This window comes from Dehalobacter sp. MCB1, from assembly GCF_003590275.1.
Classification (GTDB): Bacteria; Bacillota; Desulfitobacteriia; order Desulfitobacteriales; family Syntrophobotulaceae; genus Dehalobacter.
The window spans coordinates 15,676-38,893 of record NZ_LXPC01000005.1 but is presented as its reverse complement, the minus strand read 5'-3'; the positions used below and the strand labels follow the sequence as shown (position 1 = coordinate 38,893).

Sequence of the window (23,218 nt, the reverse complement as noted above, 5' to 3'; positions counted from 1 at the left end):
TACATTCCTCCGTCATTATTCTCTGCTTGTTATTAACTGCCCTAATCTAAAGAATTCACATTGGTCGTAAGATCACTGGGTAAAAAATGATTTATATTTGTTTGAGTTATATCATTGTGATTCGCCCCGAGTATTCCTACCGATTGAAGCATCACAAAAATATGGGCTGAAGCAAGAAAAAGAATCAAAATTGTAAAGAGCAGGTCTTTTACCCTTCCTCTTTTTTGTTCTTCCATCGGTTCCATATTTGTTTCCATGTTCTTACCCCCTTATTTCGCCAGCGATTAATGAGATTATATATAAAACCGACCGGACAGAAAAATTGGCAATAAAATCGATTGAAAAATAAACTCATAAATAAGAAAACAGGCAGCATCAGCCATATCACCCACGTGGCTTTTAACAGGAAAAGTGCACCAAAAGGCTGGTAATCCAGTGTCCCGTAGTTTCCTAAACAGGTCCCAAGTATGAGGGCAACCCACAGAATAGTCGATGGAACTAACTTAAGTTTTTTTATCACTGGCTGCGATATTCCCAGTGGTTTGAAACCTGCTACTTTGTTAAGAAACTCCTGTGCGGCCCCAAAAGGGCAAATCCAGGCACAGTATAGATTTTTCCCTAAGAAAATGATAAATCCCAATGACCCGGCTATAAGCACATACCATTTAATGTTGGTTATCCCGGGAATTTGCAAATGGATCAGGGAAAACAACAAATTGGCCGTTGCAAATTGGTTGATGAGAAGTCCCAATACACCGATGCTCACCAGTAGAACCCAGATCCTTATACGGACCAATTTTTTGACATAAACTCCTGCTAGCGCGATGAGGTACATCACAATCATCGCTAATTCCTTCCAGGTAAGTTGGAACACATCATATGGATTAGTCCATGCTGTGTTAAAGATCTGCCTGGAAAGGTATAAGTTCCCCCCGTTAACAGCTTCAGCCACCGCATGCGAAGAAACGGTTGAACCGCTTATCCGATCGATGTAGTTGGTTGTCTGATTACCGGCCAAGTAGCCAGAATAACCGGAAGCCCCTCCCAGATAAATCGGTTCCTTAACAGAAAGACCATTAAAGCTATTAAAGTAATCTTGCTTATACAGCCTTTCAAAAAAATCCGGAGTCTCGCCTTGCTTTGTGACCAGTACTTTTTCCACCATACCTTTTTCATCGATGATACTCATGGTTTCAACTTTTGACTGATACCCCATCGCTGAATCACAAACCGCATAGTAACATCCTCCCGCCGCTTCCACTTTATAAGCGGGTTTCGTTCCAATGATTTTCTCGATCGACGTGACACCTGAAATGTTTTCTTGGATCAGTGCCTTGTAATCCACAGCCTGGTCCGCCCAAAAAACGCTATAAATAATTGCTGCAATGGCTGTTATGGATAAAAAAAACAAATAATAAAACTCTAGATTTCTCTTTTTCCCTTTCATTTTTTATCCCCTGCTGTCCTTTAGATTAATGAGTCAAGGAAGCAAGCCACTTAATACCCTTGAAGATATCAAGTGGCTTTCTTGTTTGTCGTAGATTATTTTAACCTCAATGGTCATTTGTGTTTATCTTTGATTTAACGTACCTTTTTGTATGCTTCTAAGCTGAAATAGCATCTGCTTTTTCTTTTTTTGCCTTTGCCCCACGGTTAGCCAGCCTATAGGTAATGATGGCAGGAATAAGGGCAGTGCCGCCAAAGAATATAAATCCCATGGCTATGGCTTGGTATTCATGCTCCTTAAAGCTTTGATACCCCCAGGCCATTGAAAACACCAGGAAAAAGTTCGCAAGAAATCCACAGAGCTGCAGGGGTATGGTAGCTTTTCCCTTGCCCTTTAAATACCACCAAATACCGTATTGAATAAGCAATAATATTACACCAAAACTCATCCAAATCAACAAATCATAAATTTTCATAATTTTTCTCTCCTTTTCAAAGCCTTGTTTTCAGACATTGAATGATGGATATTGACTAATAACAAAAGACGATTATTTAATAAGATCCGGGTTATTCCAGAAGTCTCTTACCTTGTTTGTGACATAGCCCGATGAAATTCTTTCGTCAGGATCCACCGGCCCACCGTAACCGAACCATTCATCAAACTTACGGGCCGCATTCTGTACCACTGGCACTTGAGTTGCGATTCTGGCGACATCGTGGTTCCATGTCTTGAGCTTATTCCACGAGCATACCGCTACGCAGTTTGAGCAGCTGGTACAGTTAAGGCCCCAGAAAGAGTTACACCGGGCAGCATCAACATGCCATTTTTCAACATACGGATTCTCGGATGGACCGCAATCCTCCGGTTGTATGACTCTGGCTTCTTTCTCATGGGAAATGGCCTGTCCGGGACAAGCATCCGCGCACTTTTTACACAGACGGCAAAATTCACGCACTCCGAACTTGACCGGCTTGTCAGGAGCAATTTCCAGATCAGTATAGACTTTGGCAATACGTACCCTGGGACCATACTTCTGGGTAATCAGGAGTCCGTTTCTACCTACCTCTCCCAGTCCGGCCTGGACAGCAATCGGAACCGTCAAACTTGTATCGTTTCCTGAAGGAATAGCGCCGTAACCAAGATTTCTCAGGAAGGCCGCTATTTTATAAGCCACTTCTGCCATGTTTGAGTAACCTAAACCCGTACTTGCATCAGCAATAGCTGACGGACTGGCAAGGGTTGATTCATAATCCATCTCTACAGCAAATGTTATGATACTTTTTGGCTTAAAGCCTGCATATTTTACAAAGTCGGCCTCAAAAATATCATTTCCGTAAACTTCTGCTTCCTTAGTCGCGAGAAACTTTGTCTTATTATATGGCAAATATGCCGTTCTGCCACCCGGAAGAGTAAAGGCCTTTTGTCTCGGCCTTGCCCATTGGGAATAAGTCCAGCGTTCGTCATAAGGTGCAATTCCGACGAGATCCGCTCCGAGTAATTTTGATGCTTTTTTGAAGATTTTACTGGCTTCTTCCGGGGATTTAAACTTCCAGTTCTTCCCTTGCTTCTGCAGGGCTAATGCCGATGAACTGTCCCAAGTGTATAATCCCGGAACAAATACCGGCTGCTTAGAGGACTCATTAGTTGCCGGATCTATGGGATATCTCTGAATGATACCACTCGGGCCACAACCTATTGCAGTAAATCCGCTAGCATCCTTTTCCAAAAAAAATCCTGCGGCAGCAAAAGCTTGATCCAGTAAAGTCCAACCATCTTCATTTATGGGGGAATCAGGTCCGTAATACCTGGCATAATAACTAAGACCTGTTTCAACAAGTGTTGCCGGACGGCCCTTGATTCCCAGTTTTTCGGCGTTCAGCAGGGGTAAGTCTTTCCCCGTATCTTTCTTGCCGGAGATCTTGGAAACATCGTCGATGACAAATTTAACAGGCTTCTTGTTCTCTTCCGGCTCATAAACTCTCAGATAAAGATTTTTATCTGCCGGAAAACGCTTGTAATTTTCAGTCACCTTATAAGGAAATTCCGACAATTCCTGAACCGGCGCCACAATGTCTGCCGCTTCCGCTACTAAGGGACTAAATGTTTCCTTTGCCACCGTAGCTGAGGCTACTGCAGCTGCAGCGGCACCTAGCAATGAGGCTTTCAAAAAGCCTCGTCTGTTAATGTTATTTCCCATGCAATTTTTCCTCCCTTTTAAAAAATATAATAACCGATATGATTATACTTCTTCTAAAATATTGTACCTATTAAATGCTTTACAATTTGCAAAATATACGCCTTCTAATCATGGTTACCCAAACTGAGAAAAGCCACTTAATGCCATTGAAGTATTAAGTGGCTTTCTTGTCTGCATTAAATATTTGTACACATTGATAATTCTATCTTTGATTTAACGTACCTTTATCTCTAAGCTGAAATAGCATCTGCTTTTTCTTTTTTTACCTTTGCTCTGCGGTTAGCCAGCCTATAGGTAATGATTGCAGGAATAAGGGCAGTGCCGCCAAAGAAAATAAATCCCATGGCTATGGCTTGGTATTCATGCTCCTTAAAGCTAGAATATCCCCAGGCCATTGCAAACACTAGGAAAAAATTCGCAAGAAATCCACAGAGCTGTAGGGGTATGGTAGCTTTTCCCTTACCTTTTAAATACCACCAAATACCATATTGAATAAGTAATAATATGACACCAAAACTCATCCAAACCAACACATCATAAATTTTCATAATTTTTCTCTCCTTAGTTTATTGGATCAAGATTATTCCAGAAATCCTTTACCAAGTTCGTGCAATAGCCGCTCTCGATTCTTTCTTCCGCGTTCACAGGGCCACCGTAGCCGAACCATTCATCAAACTTGCGCGCCGCATCTTGAACCAAAGGAATTTGGGTAGCAATTCTAGCTACATCGTGGTTCCATTGCTTGATCTTATTCCACGAACATACCGCAATACAGTTTGAACAGCCCGCGTTATATCCCATCCAGGAAAGACAGCGTCCAGGGTCAACTTGCCATTTTTCCGTATAGGCAGCGATTGAATCACCGGATTCCTCAGGTGTCTGAATACGTGCTTCTTTCTCATGAGAAATAGCTTGACTTGGACAAGCATCTGCACACTTTTTGCAAAGGCGGCAAAACTCGCGAACCCCGATACTGATCGGCTTGTCAGGTGTAAGATCTAAATCAGTATATACTTTAGCCAGACGTAACCGGGGTCCGTATTTTTGGGTGATCAGCATTCCGTGTCTTGCTGCTTCTCCTAGACCCGCTTGGACTGCAATAGGAACACTCAGTCCGGTATCATTTCCCGAAGGAATGGCATTATACCCAAGATTTCTAATGAATGTGGCGACCTTGTAAGCAATTTCTCCCATCCGTGAGTATCCCTTGCCTACGGCGGCATCTGAAATAAGTGAAGGAGATGTACGGGCAGCTTCGTAATCCATCTCTATCGCAAATATAATCACATTTTTTGGCGTGAAGCCGGCGTATTTTTCCCAATCGGCCTCAAAAACATCAAGTCCGTATACTTCTACTTCCTTGTTCGTCATGAATTTTTGAACGTTAAAGGAAGAATAGGAAGTTACGCCGTTCACATCTTTGGTCGCTTGGTATCTTGTCCTCGCCCAGTTGGAATAGGTCCAACGGTCGTCATAGGGTGCAATCCCAACCAGGCTTGCTCCGTAAAAACGAGTAGCTTTTTTAACAACTTTACTTGCTTCTTCCGTTGATTGAAATTTATATTGCTGTCCCATCTGACGTCTCATTGCCGCCACGGAATTGTCCCAATTAAATAATCCTGGAACCCATACGGGTTCTTTAGCCTTTTCGTTGGTTTTAGGATCAATAGGGTATTGGCAATTTAATCCGCCTGGACCGTTTCCGGGCGATGTTAATCCGTTATAATCCAGTTCTATCGACCAGCCCCCCTCTGACAAAGCTTCCTCCAGTCGGGTCCAACCCACTAGATTAGAACGGTGACCCTCGAGGAAACCGCCATTTTGAGTCCAATACGAAATGCCTGTCTCAGATAATGTTGCCCTTCTGCCCTTTATCCCGAGGTACTCTGCGTTGATTAAGGGAAGGTCCTTCCCTGTATCTTTTTTACCAGTAATTTCGGAAACGTCATCCTTCAGAAATTTGATTGGCGTCTTGTTATCTTCAGTATCGAAAATTCGCATCCAGTAAATTTTATTGCCCGGAAAACGCCGATACTGATCCGTAACCTGATAAGGAAATTCGGAAAGTTCTTTGACAGGTGCTACAATGTTAGCCGCTTCTGCAACCAAGGGACTCATTGTTTCCTGTGCAACCGTAGCCGAAGCTACGGCAGCTGCAGCGGCACCTAACAATGAGGCTTTGAAGAAACCTCGTCTATTAATGTTTTTTCCCATATAATTTTTTCCTCCATTTAAAAAAGTATAATGACTAATATAATTGTACTTATACCTTCTACTTCTGAAATCTCCTTAACTGGTGCCACAATATCGGCGGCTGTGGCCACCATGGGGCTGACTGTTTCCTTCATTACACTGGCGGAAGCTGCTGCTACCGCAGCTGCACCAAGCAGCGAGCCTTCTGTTAATGTTGTTCCCCACTTGTACAATCTCCTCCTTATAGAATAAATAATATATTTGGTAAATTTATTATAGTTGATGCAAGATAAACAAGCTGTATGCATAACTACACATCGTAAGGTAGGAATATTCATGCAGTTTAGGCAGTTCAGCATTGTTAGGATGCAATTCTTACCATGATAATACTAAGAAAATTGTATTTTTAAATACAATTCACAAAGTAAATATGAATGAATTTAAATCACGACTTGTATTTTGAGATCTTTGGTGTATCAGGACACAATATTATGGAGTAGTTAGGTTGTACCCATGTCGGGCACACAAAGACAACCCCATGAAATAAAATCATGGGGTTTACTAGATTAGTACTTTTGCTTTTTGTCCAGATTCTTTGACAAAATCAGTTAAAATCAGCAGTTCCTAAGTCCATAATGACGAAATTCCGATTGAATCCGAGTCTCAAAGTCTTTGCAAAAATATATCTGACGACGAGTTATTTTGATTAATCCACTTTTTTTGAGATTGTTTAAATGCATTGTTACATTTTCGCGGGTTGAACCAATAATATCGGCGATTTCCTGATGTGAAAAACTGTATTGAGCTCGGTACCAACCGTAATCTTCTATGTGATTTAGTTTACAGAGATTGCGCAAAAATAATAATAACTGTTGTTTTGGGCTATAGAAAGATGAACTTTCTACGCTGTCATTTAAAACAGCTATAATGTCACACAAGCATTCCATATAAGCAAATGCTAACATTGGATCACATATTATACCTTCCAGAGTTTGTTTTTTAGAGATATAAAATAAGGTGGTGTCTTGATAAGCATTTACTTCATATTGAGGGCTTTCAAAGCCCATAACGACATCGATAATGCCGTAAATCCCCCCGGGTCTTAAGATTCCAAGAGTTCTTTGCTTGCCGTTCAAACCTAAAGAACGAATTCCCAGCAAACCATCTTCCAAACAGTAGACGTTTGTCAATTCTTCTCCATATTCTAAAAATACTTGTCCCTTTTTGACTACCATGCGTTGATTGAATTTTTTTATATAGTCAATAATTCTCCTCCTTGTATTGAGCCAGGGATAATTTGAAAGATGAGACAAAGTATCATCATCCTTAGCCACCCCAATAACCTCCTTTAAAGTGAAAAAGCCAAAGGCTTAAATTTCAAGAAAAACACGCCTTACCCAATCATAAAAGTTATGAAGAAAAAAACAGTGCGATAAGAAAACGGTCAAACACAAAAAGGTAACAACTAAATCCCGTGAACATTGGTTTTTCGGTAAAATAAGATGTCATACAAATCAACCAAAAATAGGATGTTATCACTGTTCATGTGAAAAACCAGTCAAAGAAATTGAAAGGGTACTCCAATATCATGGTTATTAAATCAAAATCATTATAAATTAGATCGTGAAATGATTCAAGGTAAAACCGCTTTACCGACAAGTTTTACTTAAAAATGGACATTTTGAAATTTAGAGATTGCCATAGATTATTTTGCGGACCTTAAAAAATTTCACGTTTCAAATTATTATCAAGCAAAAAGTCCCTTGCTTTTTGGCGCAGATACTGCGTCTGTAAGAGATTGATGTCATCAAACTGCACAGGAATCTGCCCATTGTTCTCTTTATCGATTATTCGTTCCTCTAGATAACTGATTTCATCTGCTGTCAGACTAATACCTTCTTTTTCAATCACAGCATCGATAATACGCTCTCTGATAACTCTCCTGGCTGCTTCGTCCTTACATTCGGCCAGCAGTTCGTCAGCCGTTATTCCTCTATGGATCAAATAAGTCATTAGTTCCATATTGTCAACATTTTTGAGTTCTTCCGTAAATTTCTTGTACAAATCTTCTGCCGCCAAATCTAATTTTTCCTCATCAAATTCATATTTGCACCGTTCAATTAGAGCTTGAAACACCAGATTAAGATTTGCCTCCCGTTCCTTAACCTTTTTTTCCTGGGTGATCCTCTCTGTCAACATTTTTTCAAAGTATTCCAAGTTTCTTACATTAGGTTCTATTCTCTGAATAAATTCTTTAGTCAGTTCAGGTTTCTTTTCAATAAGAACGCTTTTAATTTTAATGGAAAAAGTAATCATGCATCCCCACAAACGCTGAAATTCAAAGGCATCGGGCTGAATAACCGTCTCAAAATTTACAGTGTCACCCATCTTCTTTCCCAGAAGGTTGGTGGTAATTTCCTGTAATACATCATCACTGCCTACTCTAAATTTTGAACCAAAATCTCTTATAACCGGTACAGATGTTCCCTTTTCCATAGCTTCAATATCTATTATTACGTAATCACCCTTTTCAATCGGTTCATTTCTTTTTTCTTCTTCAATTTCGTCAAAAGAATTTAAGATATAATCTATGGCTCGGTTTATGTCGTTCTCTCCAGCTGACGTATCAAAACGCTTGACGTTTAAGTCTTTATATTGTCCAAGTTCGAACTGTCTCATTCTATCATTCCTCCTAATAATTTCTATTTGGATTCACAGTTGTCATCCTCTTTAGCTATTTATGAATATTACGAAGATGAACCAGATAGTAGCTGAAAATACTATCTGGTTCAATTCGAACCCAAAACTATTACAATGTTGTTAAGGTGCAATAGTATCGGATTTCTTATTTGTTGCCTTTGCTTTAAGGTTAGCCAACCTATAGGTAATAATTGCAGGAATAAGGGCAGTGCCTCCAAAGAAAATAAATCCCATGGCTATAGCTTGGTATTCATGTTCCTTAAAGCTGGAATATCCCCAAGCCATTGCAAACACCAGAAAAAAGTTCGCAAGAAATCCACAGAGCTGCAGGGGTATGGTAGCTTTTCCCTTGCCCTTCAAATACCACCAAATACCGTATTGAATAAGTAGTAATATTACACCCAAACTCATCCAAATCAACACATCAAAAATTTTCACAATTTTTCTCCTTTCAAAGCCTCGGCTCAGACAATCAGCGATGGGTAAACTTGATAGCAAAAGATGATTATCGAATAGGCTCCGGATTATTCCAGAAGTCTCTTACCTTGTTTGTAATATAGCCCGATGAAACTCTTTCGTCTGCATTTACCGGTCCGCCGTAGCCGAACCATTCATCAAACTTACGGGCTGCATCCTGGACCAATGGAATTTGAGTTGCAATTCTGGCGACATCGTGGTTCCATGTTTTGAGCTTATTCCATGAGCATACCCCTACGCAGGTTGAACAGGAGGTACAATTATTAGCCCAGAAAGAAGCGCACCTAACAGCATCAACATGCCATTTGTCGGTATATGGATTCTCGGATACCCCACAATCCTCCGGTTGCAGGACTTTGGCTTCTTTCTCATGGGAGATGGCCTGCCCGGGACAAGCATCCGCACATTTTTTGCACAGGCGGCAAAATTCGCGTACCCCGAACTTGACCGGCTTATCAGGAGCGATTTCCAGATCAGTATATATTTTGGCAATACGTACCCTGGGACCATACTTCTGGGTAATCAGGAGCCCGTTCCTTCCTGCTTCTCCCAGTCCAGCCTGGACGGCCATCGGAACACTCAAACCTGTATCGTTTCCTGACGGGATAGCGTAGTAGCCAAGGAACCTCAAGAATGTAGCTATCTTATAGGCTACTTCTCCCATGTGTGAGTAACCTAATCCCGTGCTTGCATCTTCAATAACTGACGGAGTGGTAAGACTTGCTTCAAAATCCTTCTCTATAGCAATTACTATGACACTTTTCGGCTTAAAGCCTCCATATTTTTCAAAATCGGCGTCAAAACAAACATTTCCATAAACTTCTGCTCCCTGACTCGAGGCAAACTTTTGCACATCCCAAGGCAAGTATTGGGTTCTGCCATCTGGAAACGTAAAGGGCTTAGATTTCGGCCTCGCCCAATTGGAATAGGTCCAACGTTCCTCATAGGGTGCGATTCCGACGAGAGACGCTCCGAGGAATTTGGATGCTTTTTTTACAATTTTACTAGCTTCTTCCTCGGAGTTAAATTTCCATGGCTGGCCTTGCTGCCGCATGGCATCTACCGATGAATTGTCCCAACTGAACAATCCCTGGATAAATACAGGTTGTTTGCCCATTTCATTGGTCTCCGGATTGATGGGATAATGTTGGATTATCCCAGCCGGGCCAGAAGCTATTGCAGTAAAACCGGTATAATCCAGTTCTACCGACCAGCCTGCGGTAGATAAAGCTTGTTCCAGTAAAGTCCAGCCCTCTCTCTTTTCGAGAGGGTTAGGAACGTAATGCACTTGATAAAAACTAAGAGCTGTTTCAGTAAGTGTTGCTCCACGGCCTTTGATTCCCGCTTTTTCGGCGTTAAGCAGGGGTAAGTCTTTCCCCGAATCTTTCTTGCCGGTAATCTTGGAAACATCATCGATGACAAATTTAACAGGATTCTTGTTCTCTTCAGGATCAAACGCTCTTAGATAGAACTGCTTATCTGACGGAAAGCGCCTGTAATTTTCAGTCACCATATAAGGAAATTCCGAAATTTCCTGAACCGGTGCCACAATATCGGCGGCAGTGGCTACCATGGGACTGACTGTTTCTTTTACTACACTGGCGGAAGCTGCTGCTATCGCGGCTGCACCAAGTAGCGAGCCTTTAAAAAAGTCCCTTCTGTTAATGTTGTTCCCCACTTGTATGATCTCCTCCTTATAGATTAAATAATAAATTGGACTGAATTTATTATAATAAATGTAAGATAAATAAGATGTTTGCATAATTACACATCGTAAGGTGGGGATATTCATGCAGTTTAGGCAGTTCAGCATTGTTAGAATACAATTCTTGCCATGATAATACTAAGAAAATTGTATTTCTAAATACAGTTCACAAAGTAAATATGAATAAATTTGCAGTTTACAGAAAGGCATGAAAATGGTCGCACAAAGACAAACCCCATGAAATAAAATCCATGGGGTTAACTAGATTAGTACTTTTGGTCTTTGTCCAGATTTTTTGACAAAATAGGTTGAAATAATCGTAAAAATATGGATTGCATAGTATTCTTGTCCTGAATCTCTTAATTTACCATATTAACATTCAGCAAAAAATCCATTGCTTTTCTTCGTAAATACTGGGTCTCCACAAAATGGATGTCAGTAAACATTTCAGACGATTGCCCACTTTCCTGATCTTTTCTCAACCGATCTTCGAGATATCCGCGCTCTTCTGCTGTAAGTCCAATTTTTTCCGTCTCAATCACTGCGTCTAAAATCCGATTCCTGATCATTCTCTTAGCCGCTTCTTCCTTACATTCCTCCAATAATTCATCAGCCGACATCTTCCTGCCAATTAAATAAACGATCAGTTCCATACCTTCGGCTTTTTTGAGTTCTTCGGCAAATTTCTTGTACAAATCTTCCGCTGCTTGATTTAGACTTTCTTCTTCAAATTCATATTTACTCTTCTCAATCAGCGCCTGAAATACGATATTAATATTGGCTTCCCATTTTTTGGCCCTTTTTTCATCAAAGATTTTCTCAGTCAGTTTCTGCTTCAAGTCCTGTAGCGTTTTCAGACTTGGATCAATTTCCTGAATAATGTCTTCCGTCAGTTCCGGCTTTTCAATTATAAACACCCTTTTGATATCAATGTTAAACGTGATCTCACGTCCCCAATATTTTTGAGAATCAATAGAAATAGGTTTTATTATGGTATCAAAAATGACTTTGTCTCCCGACTTCTTCCCCAGTATGTTTTCATTTAATTCACATATCAGCCCATCGTCGCCTACCCTGAACTGGTAATCGCACTCATTTAGCACCGGTACTGATATATTCTTTTCCACTCCAACAATATCGACGAGTACATAGTCCCCTAATTCAATTGGCTCATTATTTTTATTAATTTCGCTTTCTTGCGAGAAGTTTACTAAATAATCCATAGCATTATTAATTTCATGCTCTTTAACCGATGTATCAAAACACTTGAGGTTTAATCCTTTATACTCTCCAAGCTCGAAATGCTTCATTTCTACATTCCTCCATCATTATTCTCTGCTTGTTATTGATTGCCCTAATCTGAAAAATCAGCGATCCGCCCTGAGTATTCCTACCGATTGAAGCATCACAAAAATATGGGCTGAAGCAAGAAAAAGAATCAAAATTGTAAAGAGCAGGTCTTTTGCTCTTCCTCTTTTTTGTTCTTCCATCGGTTCCATATTTGTTTCCATGTTCTTACCCCCTTATTTCGCCAGCGATTAATGAGATTATATACAAAACCGACCGGACAGAAAAATTGGCAATAAAATCGATTGAAAAATAAACTCATAAATAAGAAAACAGGCAGCATCAGCCATATCACCCACGTGGCTTTTAACAGGAAAAGTGCACCAAAAGGCTGGTAATCCAGCGTCCCATAGTTCCCTAAACAGGTTCCGAGTATAAAGGCAACCCACAGGATGGTTGGTGGAACGAGCTTAAGTTTTTTTATCACTGTCTGCGATATTCCCAGTGGTTTGAAGCCTGCTATTTTGTTAAGAGATTCCTGCACTGCTCCAAAAGGACAAATCCAGGCACAGTATAGATTTTTCCCCAAGAAAACAATAAATCCCAATGACCCGGCCATCAGCACATACCATTTAAGGTTTGTTATTCCCGGAATTTGTAATTGGATCAGGGAAAACAACAAGTTGGCGGTAACAAATTGGTTGATCATAAATCCCAGTACCCCAATGCTTACCAGTAGTATCCAGGTCCGTATACGAACCAATTTCTTGATATAGACTCCTGCAAGTGCGATGAGGTACATCACGATCATCGCTAAGTCCTTCCAAGTAACTTGGAACAGATCATAAGGATTTGCCCATGATGTGTTAAAGATCTGCCTGGAAAGGTACAAGTTTCCACTATTTACAGCTTCAGCCACCGCATGCGAAGAAACAGTTGAACCGCTTATCCGGTCGACGTAGTTGGCTGTTTTGCTGTCGGCCAGGTATCCGGTATAACCGGAAGCCCCTCCCAGATAAATAGGTTCCTTCAGCGAAAGACCGTTAAAACTATCGAAATATTTTTGTTTGTAGAGCCTTTCAAAAAAAATCGGAGTCTCACCCTGCTTTGTGACCAGTACTTTTTCCACCAAACCTTTTTCATCAATGATACTCATCATTTCAATTCTGGACTGATACCCCACAGCCGAATCACAAACGGCATAGTAACGTCCTCCTGATGCTTCCACCATGTAAGCGGGTTTTGTACCAATGATTTTTTCAACCGAGGTGACACTGGGAATGTTTTGTTGGATCAGTGCCTTGTAATCCACAGCCTGGCCCGTCCAAAAAACGCTATAAATAATTGCTGCAATGGCTGTTATGGATAAAAAAAATAAATAGTAAAACTCTAGATCTCTCTTTTTTCCTTTCATGTCTTTGATCCTCTGCTGTCTTTAATTAATGGATTAAGGAGAGCAACCCACCCAATACCATTATAGTTAATGTAAGATAAACAAGATGTTTGCATAATTACATATCGTAAGGCGGGAATATTCATGCAGTTTAGGCAATTTAGCATCGTTAGAATACAACTACTACCATGATAATACTAAAAAATTGTATTCCTAAATACAGTTCACAAAGGAATGAATTTGAAAATCACGACCTATATTTTGAGATCTTTGGTGTATCAGGACGCAATATTATGGACACCGATGCCGACAGACAAGAAAACGTACTTTTAGAAAGAATCTCGAGTCGAGACGACCTTAACAAACTCGTTATATGGAAAGCCATGTTCAATATATTAAAACCGTCCGTAATCCAAACAAGCAGCGCAAAAAATGCATACAAATACATACGCCCTAAAGGCTACGGATATATTCAGTTAGAATCTAAGTGGTACGGTATAAAAATATTCGGAAAGGTAATTATAGTAAAAATATTAATTAATACTTAGGTAGAAATGCAAAATATTTGAGGGTAGTATGTTTAAAAAACTGTTGAAGAGCGCTTTAGGCTTTAGCGGCAAAAAAGGCTCTGGCAAGACAACTTCCCGACAACCTGTAGAAAAGCGGCCCCTCTCTGCAGATTATGATGATAATTTACAGACTTTACGGCAAGTTTTCGACCAATGTTTTGATATTCTCTTCCGCGAATTTTCCATTAATGCCGATACACCTCTACGTGCTTTTATTATTTATGTAGCCGGATTAACCAACCATGAAATGGTGAATGATCACTTATTGAAGAGTATCATGCAGGAAACGGCTAATTTACCGTCATCTGTGCATCTGTCCAAGGCCAATGCACAGCAAGTCATTCAAGAACGTTTAATCAATTTGGACGAAACCAGTACGACGACTGATTTAATTGAACTCGTCCAAAAAGTTTTAGAAGGCAATACCGTCCTGATTCTGGACGGATCGTCTACTGCGATTATTGCCGGTGTACGGGGTGTAGAGGGTAGAGCAATCGACGAGCCTGACAGCGAACCTGGGGTGAGGGGACCAAAAGACGGATTTGTGGAAGCCCTCAACACAAACATGAGTTTAATCCGGCGCCGAATAAAAACCAGCCGTCTCAAAGCGGAAACTTTCGAGACAGGACTGTTGACGAAGACCAAACTGGCAGTATGTTACATCAAAGGGATCGCCAATGATAAAGTTGTGCAAGAGGTCAAGCAGCGGATTGGCAGGATTAATATTGATAGTGTGCTCAGCAGCAACCAGATTGAAGAATTAATTATGGATGAGGCTTTCTCTTTATTCCCCCTTGTACAGTACACCGAGCGGCCGGACAAAGCAGCGGCTTCCTTATTGGAAGGACGGGTTGTTATCTTAGTGGATAACTCACCAATGCCCCTGATTGTTCCGGTAACGTTTATTTCTCTGCTCCAGGCTGCCGAGGATTATTACAATAACGCGGTATTCGCCACTTCAGTCCGGCTTTTGCGCTTTGTTGCCTTGAACATTGCGTTACTACTGCCGGCCTTAACCGTGGCAGCTTTCTCATTCCACCAGGAGTTGCTGCCAACAGCCTTAATAAGTACTGTTGCAGGCGCCCGGCAAGGCTTGCCTCTGCCAATCGTTTTAGAAATTCTGATGATTGAATTCGCCTTTGAACTCTTGCGCGAAGCCGGAGTACGCCTGCCCAAGACGATTGGTCAAGCTATCAGTACTGTTGGTGGTTTGGTTATTGGGCAGGCGGCAGTGAACGCGGGCCTTGTCTCACCAATCTCGGTCATTGTTGTGGCGACTACAGCTATCGCTTCATTCACGATCCCAAACTACGCTGCAGGTACTGCGCTGAGAATTTTGCGGTTTGTTTTGATTATCCTTGCAGGTTTTTTCGGCGGAGTGGGAATCATCTCCGGTCTAATGGTTATTCTATTCCATCTCTGCAGCTTACGTTCTTTCGGTATCCCCTACTTATCACCTATTGCCCCCTTAAGCCCGGGTGACTTAAAGGACACCATGGTACGTGCGCCCTGGTGGGCTATGCTCAGGCGGCCATGGATGTCCGTCAGCAATGAGCCGGTCAGGCAGGACCCTGATCAAGGTCCGCTAAAACCGGATAAGGGAGGGCAAACGCCATAAATACGGAAAAGCTTTCAAGTAGGCAGATTGCTGTGCTGCTGTACATCATCATCATGATTTCAGGACTTCTGCTTATGCCCGGGCTGACGGCTGAAAAAGCGAAACAATCCGCCTGGATAGCGATTGCTTTAGCCTCACTTCCCAGTTTTTTTTGCTTATGGATTGTTTGGAAATTGGGTAAACGGTTTCCAAACAATACTTTGCCTGAATATGCAGAAATCATCCTGGGCAAAGCCTTAGGCAAGGTTGTAGGCGGAGCCTATATATTATTTTTCCTTTTGGTTAACATTCTATCCGTATGTGAGTTTTCCGAATTCCTGACAGTCTGCTTTATGCCACAAACCCCGGCAATAGCTCTTAATGCCATCCTTGTCCTCATCGGGGCTTATGCAGTATTGAAAGGGATTGAAGTCATTGCCCGTGCAGCTCAATTCGTATTTCCCTTATTCATGATTTCTTTACTTATTCTATTTGTATCCGTATTACCCGCGGTGAAACTAGGAAAGCTGCTGCCTTTTCTTGAAGGTGGGATCAAACCTGTGATTTGGGGGTCTATCCCCTCCATATTCGTGTATGGTGAGATTATTGTATTGGCTATCCTGCTTCCCATGGTCAACAAGCCTGAGGAAATAAAGCGCAAAGGTGCTTTTGCCTTATTGACAGTGGCTATTTTTCTCTCAGCAGGTATGATGTTCACCTTAATGATATTTGGATCAAACCTCTCTGGGGATTTGTTGTTTCCTTTTTGGTATCTCAGCAAATATATAGAGTTTGGTAGTTACCTTCAGCGAGTAGAAGGGTTAATCCTGCTCCTTTGGATGATCGGAATGATCATTAAAATTGCAATTTTCTATTATTTAACGTGTTTTTCAACAGCCAAAACCCTGGGTCTGAAAAGCTATAAACCGGTTATTTACCCAATGGCGCTTATCTACCTCCCAGCGGCAACTTTTCTGTTTCGTAACACAGCAGAATTCCGTCAGTTTCTTGAATTGTACTGGCCGTATTTAGGATCCATTTTCGAACTGGTGTTGCCTTTGATTCTTTTGTTCGTAGCCGTAATCAGAAAAAAGCAAAGGAGAGTTAGCCGGTGAAAAAAAAATACCGAATTTTAGGCCTATCCATACTAATTATTTTACAGTCTGCTATAAGCACCGGCTGTTGGAGCAGTAAGGAAGTTGAAAGCCTTGCCGTTGTCACCCTCATGGGAATTGACTATACAAACGAAAATGGCAGCGACATGTGGACAATATCTGCAACAATCTTAAACCCGCTCGGCCAGGATAAAGAAGGAGATCAATCAAGCGGAAAAGGTAGTCAGGAAACATTATTGGTAGGTACCGGAAGGACTCTGCAGGAGACTATTTCAGCCTTTCCTGCCCACTCATCTCGTACACCTTATTACGGTCATATAAGTGCTTATATCATTGGTGAGAAGACCGCCAAGGAAAAAATGTGCGAATTTACTGAGGCCAATATACGATATTGGGAAAACCGTCCAAGAACATTAATAATCATAACAAAAGGAAAAGCTCTTGATGTATTGCAAGCGGGACCGGCAGTCGATAAGCTGCTCTCTAAAGAATTGAAGGAATTAGGTATGAAAAAAGCGTTAGCCACCGGTTATTCCTACGGTGTAACTTTGACTGATTTTGCGGAGGGGTTAAAAAGTCCTGACAGGGATCCGGTAGCGACTCTGGTCAATGTCGTTCCTCCGGAAGTCCCGGGATTGGGACAGCAAAATCTGATGGAGGGATTAGCTGTTTTCCAAGGGGGTAGACTCATAGGTTGGTTGAATAAAGAGGAAACTATGGGATATTTATTAATAACGCAAAATATCAACAATGGGCATATTCCGCTAGTGGTTACAAAAGATAATATACTATTCTCATATTACTTTGCTACTACAAAAAGTAAAATCCTATCGGTGGTAACCGGTGGTAAAATCACTTACCGTGTAAACATTAAAGTTATAGGTGCAATTGCTGATAATTCAGGATTAAGACTAAAAGCAGAAGATATTAAAGCACTTGAAAATGTAATCGAAGACAGGCTGCGGGATCTGTCCATACAAGCAGTTGATAAGGCCAAGGAATACAATTCAGATTTTCTTGGTTTTACAGAAAAACTCCATCGTACTAACCTCTCGGCATGGCAGACGCTAGGACCGGACTGGCGGAAAGCTTTTAGCACAGCGGAAGTAGAAATCGTGGTCGATGCTAAGATCGTCCAAACCGGGATGATGGGGGAATAAAATATATTGCAATATCAATTACAATTGATATTGTATCGTTAATTAAATCTCTACGCTTCCTTCGAATACCTTTTCCGGTTTTCCTGTCATATAGACTGTCTCATCCGTATATTTGACGACCAAATCGCCGCCTTTTAGCTTCACCAGAATATGTTCTCCTTTTTGGCAGAAGCCGTTCAACACTGCAGCGACAACAGCCGCGCAGGCGCTGGTACCGGCCGCAAGCGTTTCGCCGTTGCCGCGTTCCCAGACCCGCATTTTCAGGGTATTTCGGTCAATCATCGTAACAAATTCCACATTGACTCTTTCCGGAAATAACGGAGAATATTCGAAGGCCGGTCCTTCAGTATCCATCTGAATGCTTTCCTGGTTCTCCACAAAAAGCACACTATGCGGATTCCCCATGGAGACACAGGTGATGCGGTAATCGCGACCGGCAATCGTAACTGGCTGGTTCACGATAACCTCTCCCGGCAATTCAACCGGAATCTTCTGAGGTTCCAGCTCCGCCGGCCCCATATCTACGCAGACCGAATTGACTTTCCCGTTTTGGATATAGAGTTTCAGTTTTTTAATTCCGCTCAAGGTTTCAATCGAAATCCGTTCCTTAACGATGATCTCGTTATCATACAGATATTTCCCAATGCATGTCAGTGCATTGCCGCTCATTTTGCTCTCGCTGCCATCCAGATTGAACATCTGCATCCTCGCATCAGCTTTGTCGGACGGACAGATCAGCACAATCCCGTCCCCGCCGATACCATAGTGCCTGTCGGATAAATAAACACTCAGGGATTCGGGACTGACAATCTGCTGATTGAAGCAGTTGAAATAAATATAATCGTTGCCGCAGGACTGCATCTTCGTAAAGGTAAGTCGACGCCGTTCGCTGCGCATATGGTTGATGTCCACAAGCTCCGTGTTGTTCTGGGAATACCGGCTCTTCAGACTGTTGGCCAGGGCGTTGGCTGTATCCAGTGAGGTCAGACACGGAATCGCCGTTTCGACCGCTTTACGGCGGATTTTGACACTGTCCAGACCGGGCAGCCTGCCTTTGGCGGAAGTCGAGATAATATAATGGATCTTGCCACTTTCCAGCAGCGTTTGGATATTGTCATGCTCTGATTCATGAATCTTCTTGACCGGAATCACCTGCAGACCCGCCTGCTCCAGCACTTTGGCCGTTCCGCCGGTCGCATAGAGCTTAAAGCCCAGCTCGCTGTATTTCCTGGCGATATCAACCATCTCCGGCTTATCGCTGTTGCGAACCGTAACTAAAACGCCACCCTGCTTCACCATCTTGTACCCGGCAGCCACCAGTCCCTTATAAAGCGCCTCAGCGAGGGATTTGCCAATGCCCAGCACCTCGCCCGTCGACTTCATCTCCGGACCCAGCTGCACATCGACATCAATCAGTTTTTCAAACGAAAATACCGGAACCTTAACCGCGACATAAGGCGGGGTTTTATACAGCCCTGTGCCGAAGCCCATATCGGTCAGCTTTTCGCCAAGCATCGCCCGGGTCGCGAGGTCAACCATCGGCACGCCGGTCACTTTGCTGATATACGGGATCGTCCTTGAGGAACGCGGATTCACTTCAATGACGTAGATTTCTCCGGCATGAACGACATACTGAATATTGACCAGCCCCTGGGTGTTTAAGGCCAGGGCTAGTTTTCTGGAATAGTCGATGACCCGTTCCGTCAGCTCCCCGCTTAAGTTCCAGGCAGGATAGACCGCAATCGAATCACCGGAATGGATACCGGCCCGTTCAATATGCTCCATGATCCCAGGGATTAGAATCTCTTCACCGTCACAGATCGCGTCAACTTCGATTTCAATACCCGACAGGTATTTATCGATTAGTACGGGATTTTCGATATTGTAAGTCAGGATAATGTCCATGTATTCACAGATATCCTGGTCACTAAACGCAATAATCATATTCTGGCCGCCCAGTACATAGGAAGGGCGCATCAGGACCGGATAGCCGAGCTTATTCGCCGCCTGCAGCGCTTCATCGGTGTTCATCACGGTATGTCCCTGAGGCCGTTTAATGGAGAGTCGTTCCAACAAAGCGTCAAACCGTTCCCTGTCCTCGGCCGCATCGATGCTGTCGGCCGGTGTGCCCAGAATCCGTATCCCCTGGGCTTCCAAGAACTTCGTCAGCTTAATGGCCGTCTGTCCGCCAAAAGCTACGACGACGCCATAAGGCTGCTCCGTATGAATCACATTCAAAACGTCCTCATTGGTCAGCGGTTCAAAATACAGCCGGTCGGCCGTGTCAAAATCGGTCGAGACGGTCTCCGGGTTATTATTGACGATCACGACCTCATAGCCTGCTTTTTTCAACGCCCACACACAATGTACGGAAGCATAGTCAAACTCGATCCCCTGACCGATTCGAATTGGGCCGGAGCCAAAGACAATAATTGTCTTCTTGCTGCTGTTCCTGGCTTTAATAAACTGCTCGGCCTCATTGGCTTCATCGTACGTCGAGTAAAAATACGGGGTCTCCGCCTCAAATTCGGCTGCGCAGGTATCGACCATTTTGTAAGAAGCCCAGCGTTTCTGATAGATCCCCTGCGCAATCCCCTGTTCAATCCTGCTGCCTGAAAGCCGTTCGATTACTTTATCAGGGTACCCGAGTTTCTTGGCTTCTTCGTACAGCTCCTGCGTCAGAGGTCCGACGGCCAGCTCTTTCTCCAAAGCTGTAAGGTGAGCCAGTTTGTATAAGAACCAGAGGTCAATCTTGGTGATCTCGTGAATCAATTCGCAGGAAATGTCCCTTTGCAGCGCTTCGAATATCACAAAAAGCCGTTCATCGTTGCACACTGTAAGCAGCTGTTCAATCTCGGCATCCGTCAGTTTCTTGAGTTTGGGCAGGTTCAAGCTGTCCAGGGAAATCTCCGCTCCCCTGACCGCTTTCATAATGGCCTGCTCAAAGCTCACGCCGATCGCCATCACTTCACCGGTTGCTTTCATCTGCGTACCCAGTGTGCGTTTTGCGTAAACAAATTTATCAAACGGCCACTTGGGCAGTTTCACCACGACATAATCCAGCGCCGGTTCAAAACAGGCATAGGTCTTCCCTGTAACGGCGTTTTTAATCTCATCGAGCGTATATCCAACCGCAATTTTCGCGGCGACTTTAGCAATCGGATATCCGGTCGCCTTGGAGGCCAGAGCTGAGGAACGGGATACCCTCGGATTCACCTCAATCACGGCATAGTCAAAGCTGTCCGGATGCAGCGCGAACTGGCAGTTGCAGCCGCCTTCCACTTCCAGGGCTGTAATGATATTCAGCGCAGCCGAACGCAGCATTTGGTATTCTTTGTCCGAAAGTGTGACAGCCGGCGCGATAACGATGCTGTCCCCGGTATGCACTCCGACCGGATCAAAATTCTCCATACTGCAGACGGTAATTACGTTGCCCGCCCGGTCCCGCATCACTTCAAACTCGATCTCTTTCCACCCGGAAATACATTTTTCAATTAGGACCTGGGTAATCGGTGAAAGCCTCAGACCGTTGGCCGCAATTTCCTGCAGCTCGGTTTCATTATAGGCAATCCCCCCGCCTGTTCCGCCCAGCGTAAAGGCCGGACGAACGATGACCGGATAGGAGATCTCTGCTGCAAAAGTGAGGGCCGCGGGGACATCCGTCACGACCAACGAAGGGATGACAGGCTCGCCGATCGCTGCCATGGTATCTTTAAACATCTGCCGGTCTTCAGCCTTATCGATCGTTTCCGGATTCGCGCCCAGAAGTTTGACGCCTTGTTTTTCTAGAAATCCTTCTTTGGCAAGCTGCATGGAAAGTGTCAGGCCGGTCTGACCGCCTAACGTAGATAAAATGCTATCCGGTCTTTCCTTAATGATGATTCTTTTGATGGTCTCCAGTGTTAAAGGTTCAATGTAGATCTGATCGGCCATCGCGTTGTCCGTCATGATCGTTGCCGGATTGGAGTTGATCAGAACAACTTCCAGTCCCTCTTCTTTCAAGGCCCTGCACGCCTGAGTCCCCGCGTAATCAAATTCAGCAGCCTGTCCGATGACGATCGGTCCTGAGCCAATGACCAGTACTTTTTTTATTTCTTGATTTAACGGCATGTTAAGCAGTCCTTCCTCATCAGAGCAATAAATTGATCAAATAAATAGCTGGTATCCAAGGGTCCTGCCGAAGCTTCCGGATGAAACTGTGCCGAGAAAGCCGGCATATTCAGATATTCAATTCCTTCGCAAGTCCCGTCATTGGCATTCTGAAAACGCATGCGAGCATGAGCAGGAAGGCTGTTGGCAACAACCGCATAGCCATGGTTCTGGCTTGTAATGTAAACCCTGCCGGTTTTCAAATCTTTCACCGGCTGATTAGCGCCCCGGTGCCCGTATTTCAGCTTGGACGTTTCGGCACCCTGCGCCAGGGCCAGCAGCTGATGTCCGAGACATATCCCGAAGATCGGCAGACCGGAGGCAGAAAGCTTCTTCAGCTCTGCGATAATTCCCTTATTGTCGGCCGGATCTCCCGGTCCGTTAGAAAGCATGATCCCGTCCGGGTGCAAAGCCAGGATACTTTCGGTGGATGTCTCAGCAGGCACCGTGATAACCTCACAGCCGCGTTTGATAAGTTCACGCCGAATATTTTCCTTCGCTCCGAAATCCCACAGGGCTACCCGGCATACGCCGGATGCTTCTTTAGTGTCCACTGTCGCTACATCTCTAGATGTGACAACGTCAACGGATTTACCTATATCACTGGTTGGGACTATTTCAATGGCTGAGATGCTTTTCCCGGTTACATCGGTGTTCTCGGTCGATATTGTTTCCCTGCAGGAAACTGTCTGAACCGCGTCCGTAATTTTATAGCCATTAATCTCAGCCAAATCTTTTTCAAAATTATTCAGGGTGGTGGTAATTTTGGCATTCATCACACCAACCTCGCGGATAATCTTGGTAAGCTCCCGGGTGTCAACACCGTGAACCCCGACAATATTTTGCGCCTTTAAAAAAGCGTCAAGCTCTCCTTCACAGCGAAAGTTGGAAGGAACTTGACACCACTCCCGGACAACATAGGCCTTTACTTTTGAAGAATTACTTTCAAAATCTGCCGAAATAATCCCATAATTCCCTATCAAAGGGAACGTCTGAACCACAATCTGCCCGTAATAACTCGGATCGGTCAGGGTTTCGAGATATCCGGTCATTGCAGTAGTAAAGACAATCTCACCGACTGCCTCTCCTACTGCCCCGAAAGGTTTCCCTTTAAAAACCCGGCCATTGGCCAGGATGATATACACATTCTGCTGCACGCGGATCCCTCCGTAATTCTTATTTCAACAGACTGGTCCATCAGTCTGTTTGCGTCACTAAATAAAGTAGAT

General features: G+C 43.3%; 18 protein-coding genes. 3 read left to right on the top strand and 15 right to left on the bottom strand.

Features of this window, described 5'->3' with window-relative positions:
* Positions 1 to 41: 41 nt before the first annotated feature.
* The 13 genes from A7K50_RS03425 to A7K50_RS03365 form a co-directional block, all read right to left on the bottom strand.
* Positions 42 to 257, bottom strand: a complete 216-nt coding sequence (locus A7K50_RS03425; RefSeq protein WP_119774632.1) for a hypothetical protein — start codon at positions 255 to 257, stop codon at positions 42 to 44.
* The gene (locus A7K50_RS03420) at positions 209 to 1,447 is read right to left on the bottom strand and encodes a 4Fe-4S binding protein (protein ID WP_119774631.1); all 1,239 of its coding nucleotides are present in this window, start codon (positions 1,445 to 1,447) and stop codon (positions 209 to 211) included. Before A7K50_RS03420 ends, A7K50_RS03425 begins: the two co-directional genes overlap by 49 nt.
* Positions 1,448 to 1,604: 157 nt before the next feature.
* Positions 1,605 to 1,922: a tetrachloroethene dehalogenase gene (locus A7K50_RS03415; protein ID WP_119774630.1), complete on the bottom strand. Its 318-nt coding sequence runs from the start codon at positions 1,920 to 1,922 to the stop codon at positions 1,605 to 1,607.
* A gap of 72 nt (positions 1,923 to 1,994) precedes the next feature.
* Positions 1,995 to 3,644, bottom strand: coding sequence for a reductive dehalogenase (locus tag A7K50_RS03410; RefSeq protein ID WP_119774629.1), 1,650 nt, complete (start codon positions 3,642 to 3,644; stop codon positions 1,995 to 1,997).
* Positions 3,645 to 3,874: 230 nt separating this feature from the next.
* The gene (locus A7K50_RS03405) at positions 3,875 to 4,192 is read right to left on the bottom strand and encodes a tetrachloroethene dehalogenase (RefSeq protein WP_119774628.1); all 318 of its coding nucleotides are present in this window, start codon (positions 4,190 to 4,192) and stop codon (positions 3,875 to 3,877) included.
* Between the two features lie 13 nt (positions 4,193 to 4,205).
* Positions 4,206 to 5,858, bottom strand: coding sequence for a reductive dehalogenase (locus A7K50_RS03400; RefSeq protein ID WP_119774627.1), 1,653 nt, complete (start codon positions 5,856 to 5,858; stop codon positions 4,206 to 4,208).
* 17 nt (positions 5,859 to 5,875) lie between these two features.
* Entirely contained in the window at positions 5,876 to 6,070 is a 195-nt protein-coding gene (locus A7K50_RS03395) for a hypothetical protein (RefSeq protein WP_119774626.1), read from the bottom strand.
* Positions 6,071 to 6,451: 381 nt separating this feature from the next.
* A complete protein-coding gene (locus A7K50_RS03390; RefSeq protein ID WP_243103622.1) occupies positions 6,452 to 7,171 on the bottom strand; it encodes a Crp/Fnr family transcriptional regulator in 720 nt (239 codons plus the stop codon).
* A gap of 385 nt (positions 7,172 to 7,556) precedes the next feature.
* On the bottom strand, positions 7,557 to 8,516 hold the full coding sequence (locus A7K50_RS03385; RefSeq protein ID WP_119774625.1) for a trigger factor: 960 nt from the start codon (positions 8,514 to 8,516) through the stop codon (positions 7,557 to 7,559).
* Positions 8,517 to 8,657: 141 nt separating this feature from the next.
* Positions 8,658 to 8,975, bottom strand: a complete 318-nt coding sequence (locus tag A7K50_RS03380) for a tetrachloroethene dehalogenase (RefSeq protein ID WP_119774624.1) — start codon at positions 8,973 to 8,975, stop codon at positions 8,658 to 8,660.
* Between the two features lie 67 nt (positions 8,976 to 9,042).
* Entirely contained in the window at positions 9,043 to 10,692 is a 1,650-nt protein-coding gene (locus A7K50_RS03375) for a reductive dehalogenase (protein ID WP_243103621.1), read from the bottom strand.
* Positions 10,693 to 11,078: 386 nt separating this feature from the next.
* Complete coding sequence (locus A7K50_RS03370; protein ID WP_119774622.1) at positions 11,079 to 12,029, bottom strand: trigger factor; 951 nt, start codon at positions 12,027 to 12,029, stop codon at positions 11,079 to 11,081.
* A 128-nt stretch (positions 12,030 to 12,157) separates the two neighbouring features.
* Positions 12,158 to 13,420, bottom strand: a complete 1,263-nt coding sequence (locus A7K50_RS03365) for a 4Fe-4S binding protein (protein WP_119774621.1) — start codon at positions 13,418 to 13,420, stop codon at positions 12,158 to 12,160.
* Positions 13,421 to 13,975: 555 nt separating this feature from the next.
* Between A7K50_RS03365 and A7K50_RS03355 the strand changes: the two genes are divergently transcribed.
* From A7K50_RS03355 to A7K50_RS03345, 3 genes are read left to right on the top strand one after another with little or no spacing between them, the layout of a single operon-like run.
* A complete protein-coding gene (locus A7K50_RS03355; protein WP_119774619.1) occupies positions 13,976 to 15,586 on the top strand; it encodes a spore germination protein in 1,611 nt (536 codons plus the stop codon).
* Positions 15,583 to 16,680 (top strand): endospore germination permease, encoded by a 1,098-nt coding sequence (locus A7K50_RS03350; protein WP_119774618.1) that lies wholly within the window; start codon positions 15,583 to 15,585, stop codon positions 16,678 to 16,680. Before A7K50_RS03355 ends, A7K50_RS03350 begins: the two co-directional genes overlap by 4 nt.
* On the top strand, positions 16,677 to 17,840 hold the full coding sequence (locus tag A7K50_RS03345; protein ID WP_119774617.1) for a Ger(x)C family spore germination protein: 1,164 nt from the start codon (positions 16,677 to 16,679) through the stop codon (positions 17,838 to 17,840). The genes A7K50_RS03350 and A7K50_RS03345 overlap by 4 nt, the downstream gene beginning before the upstream one ends.
* 42 nt (positions 17,841 to 17,882) lie before the next feature.
* Here A7K50_RS03345 and carB read toward each other — a convergent pair whose 3' ends face one another.
* Both carB and A7K50_RS03335 read right to left on the bottom strand, forming a co-directional pair.
* Positions 17,883 to 21,950 carry a carbamoyl-phosphate synthase large subunit gene (gene carB, locus A7K50_RS03340; RefSeq protein WP_119774616.1) on the bottom strand — a complete coding sequence of 1,356 codons (4,068 nt, stop codon included), beginning with the start codon at positions 21,948 to 21,950 and terminating at the stop codon, positions 17,883 to 17,885.
* Entirely contained in the window at positions 21,941 to 23,146 is a 1,206-nt protein-coding gene (locus tag A7K50_RS03335) for a carbamoyl phosphate synthase small subunit (RefSeq protein WP_119774615.1), read from the bottom strand. Before A7K50_RS03335 ends, carB begins: the two co-directional genes overlap by 10 nt.
* Between the last annotated feature and the right edge of the window lie 72 nt (positions 23,147 to 23,218).

Excerpts from the sequence above, each read along its gene's own strand:
- A7K50_RS03425 (WP_119774632.1), bottom strand. The coding sequence starts at position 257 with ATGGAAACAAATATGGAACCGATGGAAGAACAAAAAAGAGGAAGGGTA.
- A7K50_RS03420 (WP_119774631.1), bottom strand. The coding sequence starts at position 1,447 with ATGAAAGGGAAAAAGAGAAATCTAGAGTTTTATTATTTGTTTTTTTTA.
- A7K50_RS03415 (WP_119774630.1), bottom strand. The coding sequence starts at position 1,922 with ATGAAAATTTATGATTTGTTGATTTGGATGAGTTTTGGTGTAATATTA.
- A7K50_RS03410 (WP_119774629.1), bottom strand. The coding sequence starts at position 3,644 with ATGGGAAATAACATTAACAGACGAGGCTTTTTGAAAGCCTCATTGCTA.
- A7K50_RS03405 (WP_119774628.1), bottom strand. The coding sequence starts at position 4,192 with ATGAAAATTTATGATGTGTTGGTTTGGATGAGTTTTGGTGTCATATTA.
- A7K50_RS03400 (WP_119774627.1), bottom strand. The coding sequence starts at position 5,858 with ATGGGAAAAAACATTAATAGACGAGGTTTCTTCAAAGCCTCATTGTTA.
- A7K50_RS03385 (WP_119774625.1), bottom strand. The coding sequence starts at position 8,516 with ATGAGACAGTTCGAACTTGGACAATATAAAGACTTAAACGTCAAGCGT.
- A7K50_RS03370 (WP_119774622.1), bottom strand. The coding sequence starts at position 12,029 with ATGAAGCATTTCGAGCTTGGAGAGTATAAAGGATTAAACCTCAAGTGT.
- A7K50_RS03365 (WP_119774621.1), bottom strand. The coding sequence starts at position 13,420 with ATGAAAGGAAAAAAGAGAGATCTAGAGTTTTACTATTTATTTTTTTTA.
- A7K50_RS03355 (WP_119774619.1), top strand. The coding sequence starts at position 13,976 with ATGTTTAAAAAACTGTTGAAGAGCGCTTTAGGCTTTAGCGGCAAAAAA.
- carB (WP_119774616.1), bottom strand. The coding sequence starts at position 21,950 with ATGCCGTTAAATCAAGAAATAAAAAAAGTACTGGTCATTGGCTCAGGA.